This window comes from Roseateles violae (assembly GCF_030410485.1).
Lineage (GTDB): Bacteria > Pseudomonadota > Gammaproteobacteria > Burkholderiales > Burkholderiaceae_C > Roseateles_D > Roseateles_D violae.
On sequence record NZ_JAUHHC010000003.1, the window covers coordinates 876095 to 887853 of the forward strand.

The window sequence follows — 11759 nt, forward strand, 5'->3', positions numbered from 1 at the left end:
GCTGAAATGACGAAACCGAACTGTCTGCGCCTGGCCGCGGACGCCCAGCAAGTGCGGGCCCATTGGAACGCGGCGAGCGAAATTCAGGACCGGCTGGCCCGCAAGCTGGCGAGCGGCTGCGCGGCGCCCGCCGGCGGCCTGGACCCGAGCCGGCTGGATCAATGGCAGCTGCCTCTTTACGAGCTGGCCTGCTGCAGCGCCGATCTGGCCGCGACCCAGGCGGTGCTCGACCGGCTGCCGGCGGCCAAGCCGCTCGACCAGTGGCTGGGCCTGAGCTTCGCGATCGAAGCGATCACGCAAAGCCTGGCCCGGCTGGAGGCGCTGCTGCTCGAATTCGACGAGCCGATCGCGCCGCTGCAGCAGCTCGGCGGCGCGCCGGAATGGGTCCGACTGCGCGGCGCCTACCTGGGATCGGCCGCGCTGGCCGAGCTCGGGCAGGCGGTGCTCCAGCTGGAACTCGATCTGAGCGATCTGGGCATGCCGGTGTCGAGCCCGCACCTGGCCATGGTTCAGGACAGCTTTCGCCGCTTCGCGGCCCAGGAGCTGCGGCCGCTGGCCGAGGCGATTCATCGGCAGGACCGCACGGTGCCGGAGTCGCTGCTGCAGCCGCTGCGTGAGATGGGCGTGTTCGGCCTGTCGGTCCCGAACCAGTACGGCGGCTACGGCCAGGAGGGCGAGGAAGGCGCGATCGCCATGCTGCTCGTGACCGAGGCGCTGTCGGAGGCCTCGCTGGCGGCCGGCGGCAGCCTGATCACCCGCCCCGAGATCCTCGCGCGCGTGCTGATGGCCGGCGGGACCGAGGAACAGAAGCAGCGCTGGCTGCCCGCCATCGCGCAGGGCGAGCCGCTGTGCGCGATCGCAATCACCGAACCCGATGCCGGCTCGGACGTCGCGGCACTGTCGCTGCGGGCCAGCAAGGTGGCCGGCGGCTGGCTGCTGCAGGGCGCGAAGAGCTGGTGCACCTTTGCCGGCAAGGCGGGCCTGCTGATGGTGGTCGCGCGCACCGACGCCGACCGCGCCAGCGCGCACCGCGGGCTGAGCGTTTTCCTGGTTGAGAAGCCCAGCGTCGAAGGACATGCGTTCGAAGTCCGGCAGGACGGCGCCGGCCGCCTGTCGGGGCGCGCCATCCCGACGATCGGCTATCGCGGCATGCATTCCTTCGAGCTGGCCTTCGATCGCTTCTTTGTGCCCGATTCGCATCTGGTCGGCGGGCCGGCGGGCCTGGGCAAGGGCTTCGCGTTCACGATGACCGGCATGATTGGCGGACGCTTGCAGACCGCGGCCCGCGCCTGCGGAGTGATGAAGGCGGCGCTGCAGGCGGCCTGCAGCTATGCGCGCGATCGCAGCGTGTTCGGCGCCCCGCTGGCGAACTACCCGCTCACGCAGGCCAAGATTGCGCGGATGGCCGCCCGGCTCGCCGCCTGCCGCATCCTGGCCTTCTCCGTGGCGGCGCGCCCGGGGGCCGAGGGCGATCGCGTCGGCGCCAGCCAGGCCAAGCTGCTGGCCTGTCGTTCGGCCGAGACGGTCACCCGCGAAGCGCTGCAGATCCATGGCGCCATGGGCTATGCCGAGGAAAGCGCGGTCAGCCGCTATTTCGTCGACGCTCGCGTGCTGTCCATCTTCGAGGGCGCCGAGGAGACGCTGGCGCTGAAGGTGATCGCGCGCGGCCTGCTCGAGGCCGCACTGCGCAAGTCGGCGGCCCTGGCATGAGCGCCGCGTCGCCGCTGCTGCCGCCCTGTCTCGAGGGGCTTCGGGTGGTCGAGATCTCCGCCTTCGTCGCCGCGCCGCTGGGCGGCATGACGCTGGCGCAGATGGGCGCCGATGTCATACGCATCGATCCGCTGCAGGGCGGGCTCGACTACCGCCGCTGGCCGGTGACCGCCGACAACGAGAGCCTGTTCTGGCGCGGGCTCAACAAGGGCAAGCGTTCGGTCGCAATCGACACCTCCACGGCCGAAGGCCGGGAGCTGTGCCAGCGAATCATCGCCGCGCCCGGCCCCGATGCGGGCTTCTTCGTCACCAACCTGCCCGCGCGCGGCTGGATGTCTTACGACGCCTTGCGGGCCGCGCGCCCCGACCTGGTCCAGCTGACCTTGCAGGGCGACCGCCATGGCGGCTCGGCCGTCGACTACACGGTCAATCCGCGCGTCGGACTGCCTTATCTGACCGGCGCCGGATCGGCGGACGAGGTGGTGAACCATGTGCTGCCGGCCTGGGACCTGGTCGCCGGCCATCTGCTCGCAATCGGCCTGCTCGGGGCGGAGCGGCAACGCACGCGGACCGGGCGCGGCCAGGAAGTGCGTCTGGCGCTGGAAGACGTGGCGCTGGCCATGATCTCGCACCTGGGCTTCGTCGCCGAGGCGCAGCTGGGCGCCCCGCGGCAACGCCACGGCAATGAGCTGTTCGGCGCCTTCGGGCGCGACTTCGTCTGCGCGGACGGGGTCCGGATCATGCTGGTCGCCCTGACGCTCAAGCAGTGGCGGGCGCTTTGCGAGGCCATGCAGCTCGGGTCGGCGATGAGCGAGCTCGGCCGAGGGCTGGGACTGGATCTCGATCGCGAAGGCGACCGCTTCCAGGCCCGCGAGGCAATCGCCGAATGGGTCGCCGACTGGGTGGGGCGGCGCAGCTTCGCGCAGGCCTCGCAGGCCTTGCAGCAGCATGGGGTGTGCTGGAGCCGTTATCAGAGCCTGCAGCAGCTGGTCGCGTCCGACCCGGAATGCTCGCCGGCCAACCCGCTGTTCTCCAGCATCGATCAGTCCGGGATCGGCCGCACGCTGGCCGCGGGCCTGCCCCTGAACTTCGGCGCCGGTCCGCGGCTGGAGGCCCGGCTCGCGCCGGCGCTGGGCCAGCATACCGAGGCGGTCGCGCTGGAGGTGGCCGGCCTGTCCAGCGCCGAGTTTGGCCGGCTCGTGGACCGGGGGATCGTGCGCCAGGCGAAGGCCTGAGCGCGCGGGCCGCCGGCAGGCCGACCGCGGACGGTCGGCCGTGCGGTCGCCGGTTCAGTCCTCGACCGCGCCGTAGCCGCCGCCGCCCGGCGTCTCGATCACGAAGACGTCGCCGGGCCGGACCTGGAGCCGGTGCCGGCTGCCGAACTCTTCCACCCGACCATCGGCCCGGCGCACCTGGTTGCGTCCGGGGGCGCCCGGCCCGCCGCCCTTGAGGCCGAAGGGCGGCACGCGCCGGCGGTTGGCCAGGATGGCGGCTTCCATCGCGCCCAGGAAGCGCAGGCGACGCACCGTGCCATCGCCGCCGCGCTGCCGGCCCGGGCCGCCCGAGCCGCGGCGGATGCTGAACTCTTCCAGCAGCACCGGGTAGCGCGTTTCGAGCACCTCCGGATCGGTCAGGCGGCTGTTGGTCATATGCGTCTGGACCGCCGAGGTGCCATCGAAGTCGGGGCCGGCACCGGCGCCGCCGCAGATGGTCTCGTAGTACTGGTGCGAGGCGTTGCCGAAGGTGAAGTTGTTCATCGTCCCCTGCGAGGCCGCCAGCACGCCCAGCGCGCCGTAGACCGCATCGGTGATCACCTGGCTGGTCTCCACATTGCCCGCCACGACGGCCGCCGGATAGCGGGGCTTGAGCATGCTGCCCTCCGGAATGCTGAGCCGGATCGGCCGCAGGCAGCCGTCGTTCATCGGGATCGGCAGGTCGACCAGGGTCCGGAACACATAGAGCACGGCGGCCGTGCAGACCGAGGCCGGCGCGTTGAAGTTGGTCTCGAGCTGCGGGCTGCTGCCGCTGAAGTCCACATGGGCATCGCGCGCTTGCCGGTCGATGCGGATGGACACGCAGACGCGCGAGCCTTCGTCCATCTCGTAGCTGAAGTCGCCGTCCGACAGCGTCGCGATCACGCGCCGCACGCTTTCCTCGGCATGGTCCTGCACATGCTGCATATAGGCCGCCACGGTCGCGAGGCTGAATTCGTCGACCAGGCGCCGCAGCTCCGAGGCGCCGGTCTCGTTGGCGGCGATCTGCGCATTGAGATCGGCCAGGTTCTGGTCGATATTGCGGGCCGGATAGCGGCCGCTGCCCAGCAGCGCGCGGATCTCGCTTTCGAGCAGACGCCCCTGCTCGACCAGCTGCACATTGTCGATCAGCACGCCCTCTTCCTCGACCGTGCGCGAATCGGGCGGCATCGAGCCCGGCGTGATGCCGCCGATGTCCGCATGATGGCCGCGGCTGGCGACAAAGAAGGCCGGCTGCGGCTGGCCGTCGATGAAGACCGGGGTGACGACCGTGATGTCCGGCAGGTGCGTGCCGCCGTTGTAGGGCGCGTTCAGCGCGAAGACATCGCCCTCGCGCATCGTGCCGGCCCGCGTGCGCAGCACGGCCTGCACGCTCGCGCCCATCGAGCCCAGGTGCACCGGCATATGCGGCGCGTTGGCGACCAGATGGCCGCCGGCATCGAAGAGGGCGCAGGAGAAGTCCAGGCGCTCCTTGATATTGACCGAGTGCGAGGTGTTCTCCAGCGTGGCGCCCATCTGCTCCGCCACCGACATGAACAGGTTGGCGAACACCTCCAGCATCACCGGATCGCGCTGCGCATCGACCGAGCGGGCGCGGCGCTGGCCGGCGGAGCGCCGCATCACCAGATGGCTCTTGTCCGTCAGCAGGGCGGTCCAGCCCGGATCGACGACATTGGTGCCGGTGGCTTCCACGATGATCGCCGGGCCGGCGAGCTGGTCGCCGGCGCGCATCGCCTCGCGCCGGTAGACCGGCACCTGGCGCAGCCGCCCCTCGACATGCAGCGCCACCTGCCGGTCCATCTCCAGCCGCTCGCCGCTCGCGCGGGCATCGGCATGCTCGACGAAGCCGCAAGACTCGAGGCTGCTCGCCTCGGTGACGATCGCTTCGACGATGATGGGCTTGCCGGCCGTGTGGAAGCCGAACTGCCTGCGGTGGGCCGTGTTGAAGCGCTCCTCGATATCGGCCACGGTCAGCGGGCCTTGCGCGGCCACGCTGAGCGCCATGTCGGCGCCCTGGTAGCGCAGCCGCAGGCTGCTCGTCACGCGGATGCCGGCGGCCGCCACCTGCTGCGCCAGCAGCTGCGCCCGGCTTTGCGCGGCCTCGTCGGCCAGGGCGGCCCGCAGCCGGGGCAGCAGCTCGGCTTCGAGCCGCGCCTCCACGCCGTGGTGCCTGACATGGCCGAAGCCGGCATTGCCGATGCCGTAGGCGGACAGCACGCCCGCCATCGGATGCAGCAGCACTTCCGACATGCCCAGCGCCTCGGCCACCTGGCAGGCATGCTGGCCGCCGGCGCCGCCGAACGAGCACAGCGCATGGTCGGTGATGTTGTGTCCGCGGCGGATCGAGATTTCCTTGACCGCATTCGCCATGTTCTCGACGGCGATCTTGATGCAGCCCTCGGCCAGCTCCTCGACGCTCCAGGGCCGGCCGAAGCCTTCGGACACCTGCTGCGCCAGGCGCTCGAAGCCGCGCCGGGCGGCGTCGACATCGAGCGGCCGGTCGCCCTGCGGCCCGAAGATGCTGGGGAAGTAGTCCGGCTGTATGCGCCCCAGCACCACATTGGCGTCGGTGATGGTCAGCGGACCGCCGCGACCATAGGCGGCCGGGCCGGGATTGGCACCCGCCGAGTCCGGGCCGACGCTCAGCTTGCTGCCGTCGAAGGCGATGATGGAGCCGCCGCCGGCGGCCACCGTGTGGATCTGCATCATCGGCACCCGCAGGCGGGCGCCGCTGACGCGGCTTTCGAACGAGCGCTCGTACTCGCCGGCGAAATGCGACACGTCGGTCGAGGTGCCGCCCATGTCGAAGCCGACGATCTTGGCGTAGCCCGCCGAGCGGGCCGCCTGCGCGGCGCCGACGATGCCGCCGGCCGGACCCGAGAGCACGGCATCCTTGCCGCTCAGCAGCCGGCCTTCGACCAGACCGCCGTTGGACTGCATGAACAGCAGCGGAATGCCCTCCAGCTCGGCGGCGATCGAAGCCACATAGTGCTGCAGCACCGGCGACAGATAGGCGTCCAGCACCGCCGTGTCGCTGCGGCCGATGTACTTGATCAGCGGGCTGACCCTGTGCCCCACCGACACCTTGCGAAAGCCGATCTCCAGGGCGATCGCCTCGGCGCGCAGCTCGTGCAGCGGATAGCGGTAGCCATGCATCAGCGAGATCGCGCAGGCGCGCGCGCCGCGGCCGTGGGCGGCGAGCAATTGCTGGCGCAGCGCCGCCTCGTCGAGCGCAAGCTCGACCGTCCCGTCGGCGCGCACCCGCTCCTGCGCCTCCACCACCTCGCTGTACAGCGGCGGGGGCAGCACGATCTGGCGGGCAAAGGTGTCGGGGCGCTCCTGCGTGCCCAGGCGAAGCGCGTCCGCGAAGCCGCGCGTCAGCACGACCACCGTGGATTCGCCCTTGCGCTCGAGCAGCGCATTGGTCGCGACGGTCGTGCCCATGCGCACTTCCTCCACCAGGGCCGCCGGGATCGCTTGCGTCGCCGCCAGGCCGAGGAACTCGCGAATGCCCTGCAGCGCGGCGTCGCGGTAGCGCTCCGGGTTCTCGGACAGCAGCTTCTTGGTGTGGTAGCGGCCATCCGGCGCGACGGCCACGATATCGGTGAAGGTGCCGCCGCGGTCGATCCAGAACTTCCATTTCGGACGAGGCGATTCGGGGGCGATGCGGCTGGCGGTCATGACAAACGGGAAAGCACGAGGGATGCGCCGCATTTTCCGGTCAATGGGGCCCGACCGACATCCGCTTTCTGCATACCAGATACGCGCAATGCGGCACTGTGAAGCCGGTGGCGGCTCGGCCCTCCGGCGCCTCGTATGCGTCCGCGACATAGCTGATACAGCGGAGCCGGCGGGCATGGATCGGCGGATGGCGCTAAGTTCCACATCCCTCGACCGACCGCCATCGCCGTGCTCAAGCCCGCCTCGCCGATCTCCAGCCTCAATGCCGCCTACCTCGACAGCCTCGAGGCGGCCTACCGTCAGGATCCCGCGGCGCTGCCGCCCGATTGGCGGACCCTGCTGGCCGTGCTCGACGATCTGGGCGCCGGCGAGGCGCTGCAGGGCCGCCTGGACGCCATCCGGCGCGAGGGCCATCTGCAGGCGAAGCTGTCGCCGCTGGACGATGGCGGCGGGCGGCGCCGCATCCTGCCCGGGCCGGCGGGAACGAGCGAGGCCGCCGCATCGCCGCTGGCCGACTGCTATACGACAACGCTGGCGGTCGAGACGGCCCATATCGACGACCCCCGCCTGCGCGACTGGGTCTGCCAGGCGCTCGAGTCCGGGGGCGCGCCGCTGCCGGCGCCGGAACGATGCCGGGCGCTGGACAAGCTGGTCGAGGCGGAGGAGTTCGAACGCTTTCTGTCGATCAAGTTTCCGGGCAAGAAGCGCTTCGGCGTCGAGGGCTGCGAGGTCGTCGTGCCGATGCTGGACCGCCTGCTGCGACGGGCGGCCGAGCGTGGCGTGCGCAGCGCCCATGTGGGCAGCATGCACCGCGGCCGCATGAATCTGATGGTCAATGTGCTGGGCAAGCCGCTGGACGAACTGCTGCGCGAGTACAAGGGCCAGCATCCCTTTGCCGACGAGGCGCATCTGCCGGCCGACATGCCCTACCACCTGGGCTGCCGCTCGGTCATCGAGTCGGCGGCGGGCGGGCTGGCGCTGACGCTGGCGCCCAACCCCTCGCATCTCGAAGCCGTCAACGCGGTCGTCGCCGGCAGCGCACGGGCACAGCAGGACCGCTCGGCCGATGACGCCGCGACCGGCCTGCCCATCACCTTGCACACCGATGCCAGCGTCGTCGGACAGGGGGTGGTGGCCGAACTGATCCAGCTGTCCGATGTCGAGGGCTACAGCGTCGGGGGCACGGTGCACATCGTGATCAACAACCAGCTCGGCTTCACCACCGAGCCGCAGCATTCCCGCTCCTCGCTGTATTGCACCGGGCCGTGGAAAGCGGTCGACAGCCTGATCCTTCATGTGAACGCCGATGATGTCGACGCCTGTCTGCGGGCCGTCGATCTGGCGCTTGAGTACCGCCAGGTCCATGGCCGGGATGCGGTGATCGACCTGGTCGGCTATCGCCGCAACGGTCACAACGAACTGGACGAGCCGCGGTTCACGCAGCCCGCCCTCTATGCGCAGATCGACGCGCACCCGCCGGTTCGTGCCCGCTTCGCCCGCCAGTTGATCGGCGAAGGGCTGGTCGACGAAGCGCAGGTCGACGCGGCGCGAGCCGCCTGCCGGAGCCGGCTCGACGCCGCCTATGAGGCCGCGCAGCGCGACACGCCGCCCCGCGCCGCTTGCGGCGGAGCGCCCGAGCTGCAGCCCAACGGTCCGGTCGGCGTGGACGAGGAGAGCTTGCTGCGCATCGCCTCGGAACTGAGCGAGCCGCCGGAGGGCTTCGACATTCATCCCAATCTGCTGCGGCAATTGACGCGGCAGCGCGAGACGCTTGCCCAGGGAGCGCCCTGGGCGCTCGCCGAGGCGCTGGCCTTTGCGACGCTGTTGCGGGCCGGGCTGTCTGTGCGCCTGTCCGGCCAGGATGTGCTGCGCGGCGCGTTTTCGCACCGCCACTTCGCCTGGTACGACCAGCGCAGCGGCCAGGTCTATCTGCCGCTGAGCCGACAGTCGCGCAAGGGCGCGCGCTTCTCGGTCCACAACAGCCCGCTGTCGGAGTACGCCGTGCTGGGCTTCGAATATGGCTACAGCGTCGAGTCGCCGAACGGCTTGACCATCTGGGAGGCGCAGTTCGGCGACTTCTCCAACGGGGCCCAGATCATCCTGGATCAGTTCCTGGCGGCCGGCTACGAGAAATGGCGGCAGCGCAGCAACTTGGTCGTGCTGTTGCCGCATGGTCTCGAAGGCCAGGGCCCGGAGCATTCGTCGGCGCGCATCGAACGCGTGCTGCAGCTGTGCGCCAATGGCAATCTGCGCGTGGTCCATCCCAGCACGCCGGCCAACTATTTCCACCTGCTGCGGCAGCAGGTGCTCGGCGCGGCCCGTCAAGCGCTGATTGTGTTCTCACCCAAGACGCTGCTGCGCCTGCCCCAGGCCGTGTCAGCGCTGGCCGACTTCTGCGGCGAGCGCGGCTTCGAGCCGGTCATCGCCAGCGCGCCGCGCGGCATGGTCGAGCGGGTGCTGCTGTGCAGCGGCAAGCTGGCCTACGAGCTGCGCGCGGCCAGCGACGCGGCCGAACTGCCCATCGCCGTCGTGACGCTGGAGCAGCTTTATCCGCTGCCCGCGCCGCAGCTGCGCTCGCTGCTGGCGCGCTGGCCCGAGGCCGAGCTTGTCTGGGTGCAGGAGGAGCCGCTCAATATGGGGGCTTGGGCCCATCTCGAACGGCCGCTGCGCGAACTGCTCGAGATCGCCGGCCTGCATCGTGCGCTGCGCTGCGTGGCGCGTCCGGAGTCCGCGTCGCCGGCGGGCAGCTTCCACGCCCGCCATGGCGAGGACCAGCAGCAGCTGCTGCGCCGGGCCATGGAATTCGCGCGCCGCCCCGCCGACCTGGCCCCTAGCCTGGCCGGAGCGGCTTGATATGGGTCCGCTTCTGGCAATCCGCCGGGCCGGGCTGCGCGCCGTCTTGGTGGGAAGCTGCGGCCTGCTGGCGGCCTCGCTCGTTCGCGCCGACGGCCTGGCCGATCTTCAGTCCGCGCTGGGCCGGCTGAAGGAGCAGCAGGCCGTGCGAGCGCAGCTGGAGATCAGCTCGTATCGCCGCCAGGTGGACGATGGCGTCGTCGACGAGGCCAACGTTTCTTTGACGCTGCTGCTGGCCATGCGGGCCTCCGGCCTCAGCGTGCACTACGGTCCCGAGCTGCTGGCCCGGCAGATAGCCGAGGCGCTTGCGGTCAGCAAGGATGCCGAGGCCCGGCAGGCCCTGAGCAACCTGCTGCGCGAAACCGGGACCGCCTCGCTGGTCGAGGTACTGACGGCGGCGCAGGTGCTGAGCCGCAGCCTGGGCACGGCGGTCTTTCGTGCCGAAGCCGTGGACGACTGGGCCGGCAAGCCGGCGCGCCGGCTGAGCTTCGAGATTCCCGCCCGCGTCCTGCCGCGCAAGGACCGCAAATACGTCAAGGACTTTCGCACCAGCCTCGATGTCTGGATCGATGCCGAGGGCATGCCGCTGGCCAGCACGCTGCGCAGCAAGGTCGCCGGCCGCGCCTTTCTGGTCGTGTCCTTCGAGCGGGAGCTGGAGCAACAGCGCAGCTACGCCGTCGTCGACGATCGCCTGATCGTCATGCGCGCCGAGGAACGCACGCGCGCCTCGGGGGCCGGCAGCCAGCTGGAAAGCCGGACCCTGAAGGTCCTCAACCTGCTGGCCCCGGAGCGTTGAATGCCGATGAAACTCTGCGCCAATGGCTTGTCCCTCTCCTGCACGGTGCATGGCGCGCCGAGCGCCGAAGCACTGCTGCTCATCATGGGCTGGGGGGCGCTCTCGGCCGTCTGGCCGCGCGGATTCATCGCGACGCTGGTCGAGCGCGGCTTCCAGGTGATCGAGTTCGACAACCGTGACAGCGGCGCGAGCGCGCAGCTCGCTTCATCACCGCAGGGCGGTATCAAGCTCGTCTGGCTCAAATACCTGCTGGGGCTTCGCGTGGCCAGCCCCTATTCATTGGCCGACATGGCCCGCGATGCGGCGGGCGTGCTGGATGCGCTGGGCATCGCGCGCGCCCATGTCTGCGGCATCTCGATGGGCGGCATGATCGCCCAGCACCTGGCCGCCCGCTGCCCCGACAGAGTGCTCAGCCTGTCTTTGCTTTCGACCACAAGCGGCCGCTGGGGTGCCCGCGGCCCGACGCTGCGAGGACTGCTGGGGCTGGTCAAGCCCAGCGCCTTTCCGATGAGCGAGGCCGACCAGGCGGAATCGAAGGCCGTTTTCGAAAGCGCGCAGATCGTTCCCGCAGCGGTCGAGCGGCAAGGGCTGGCGATCGCGGCCGACCGCGGCCGAGCCGCGTTGCTGCACGCGATCACGGCGCCCACCTATGTGATGCATGGCCGGCGCGATGCCTCGATCCCCTTCCGGGGCGGCATCGACCTCGCGAGGCGCATTCGAGGCGCGGTCCTGGATCTGATCGACGAGTTGGGGCATGAGCTGCCCCGCCAGCTCTGGCCACGTATCGCCGACGGCATCAGCGCGGCGGCGGCCCGTTCTCGGCGCGCGCCGGAATTTGTGATGGAGGAAAAGCGATGAAGGTTCTGGTCCCTGTCAAACGAGTGGTCGACTACAACGTCAAGGTCCGCGTCAAGCGCGACGGCAGCGGCGTCGACATCGCCAACGTGAAGATGTCGATGAACCCCTTCGACGAGATCGCCGTCGAAGAGGCGATGCGGCTGAAGGAAAAAGGCGTCGTCACCGAGGTGATCGCCGTCTCCTGCGGCGTCACCCAATGCCAGGAAACCCTGCGCACCGCGATGGCCATCGGCGCCGACCGCGCGATCCTGGTCGAGACCGATGCCGAACTGCAGCCGCTGGCCGTGGCCAAGCTGCTCAAGGCCCTGGTCGACAAGGAACAGCCGCAGTTGGTGATCCTGGGCAAGCAGGCCATCGACGACGATTGCAACCAGACCGGTCAGATGCTGGCCGCGCTCGCCGGCCTGCCGCAAGGCACCTTCGCCTCCAAGGTCGAAGTCGCCGACGGCAAGGTCGCCGTCACCCGCGAGGTCGATGGCGGCCTGGAGACCGTCTCCCTGAGCCTGCCGGCCGTCGTCACGACCGACCTGCGCCTGAACGAGCCGCGCTACGTGACCCTGCCCAACATCATGAAGGCCAAGAAGAAGCAGCTTGACGTGGTCAAGCCG

Annotated in this window: 7 protein-coding genes; 6 read left to right on the forward strand and 1 reads right to left on the reverse strand. The window is 70.2% G+C overall.

From position 1 onward, the window contains the following. The first annotated feature begins 6 nt into the window (after positions 1-6). On the forward strand, positions 7-1710 hold the full coding sequence (locus QWJ38_RS14425) for an acyl-CoA dehydrogenase family protein (protein WP_290359774.1): 1704 nt from the start codon (positions 7-9) through the stop codon (positions 1708-1710). Further along, on the forward strand, positions 1707-2945 hold the full coding sequence (locus QWJ38_RS14430; protein WP_290359775.1) for a CoA transferase: 1239 nt from the start codon (positions 1707-1709) through the stop codon (positions 2943-2945). The genes QWJ38_RS14425 and QWJ38_RS14430 overlap by 4 nt, the downstream gene beginning before the upstream one ends. A gap of 54 nt (positions 2946-2999) precedes the next feature. Here the strand turns inward: QWJ38_RS14430 and QWJ38_RS14435 are convergent, their stop codons facing one another. Beyond that, positions 3000-6644: a hydantoinase B/oxoprolinase family protein gene (locus QWJ38_RS14435; protein ID WP_290359776.1), complete on the reverse strand. Its 3645-nt coding sequence runs from the start codon at positions 6642-6644 to the stop codon at positions 3000-3002. A gap of 228 nt (positions 6645-6872) precedes the next feature. On the opposite strand from QWJ38_RS14435, the gene QWJ38_RS14440 reads away from it, so the two are divergent. The 4 genes from QWJ38_RS14440 to QWJ38_RS14455 form a co-directional block, all read left to right on the forward strand. Continuing rightward, the gene (locus QWJ38_RS14440) at positions 6873-9497 is read left to right on the forward strand and encodes a 2-oxoglutarate dehydrogenase E1 component (protein ID WP_290359777.1); all 2625 of its coding nucleotides are present in this window, start codon (positions 6873-6875) and stop codon (positions 9495-9497) included. Between the two features lies 1 nt (position 9498). Then, complete coding sequence (locus QWJ38_RS14445; protein WP_290359778.1) at positions 9499-10293, forward strand: hypothetical protein; 795 nt, start codon at positions 9499-9501, stop codon at positions 10291-10293. Further along, positions 10294-11151: an alpha/beta fold hydrolase gene (locus QWJ38_RS14450; RefSeq protein WP_290359779.1), complete on the forward strand. Its 858-nt coding sequence runs from the start codon at positions 10294-10296 to the stop codon at positions 11149-11151. Next, the coding region (locus QWJ38_RS14455) for an electron transfer flavoprotein subunit beta/FixA family protein (RefSeq protein ID WP_290359780.1) at positions 11148-11759 on the forward strand (612 nt) is incomplete at its 3' end. The genes QWJ38_RS14450 and QWJ38_RS14455, both read left to right, overlap by 4 nt.

Bases quoted from the DNA above. Each gene is read 5' to 3' on its own strand.
- QWJ38_RS14425 (WP_290359774.1), top strand. From the start codon at position 7: ATGACGAAACCGAACTGTCTGCGCCTGGCCGCGGACGCCCAGCAAGTG.
- QWJ38_RS14430 (WP_290359775.1), top strand. From the start codon at position 1,707: ATGAGCGCCGCGTCGCCGCTGCTGCCGCCCTGTCTCGAGGGGCTTCGG.
- QWJ38_RS14435 (WP_290359776.1), bottom strand. From the start codon at position 6,644: ATGACCGCCAGCCGCATCGCCCCCGAATCGCCTCGTCCGAAATGGAAG.
- QWJ38_RS14445 (WP_290359778.1), top strand. From the start codon at position 9,499: ATGGGTCCGCTTCTGGCAATCCGCCGGGCCGGGCTGCGCGCCGTCTTG.
- QWJ38_RS14450 (WP_290359779.1), top strand. From the start codon at position 10,294: ATGCCGATGAAACTCTGCGCCAATGGCTTGTCCCTCTCCTGCACGGTG.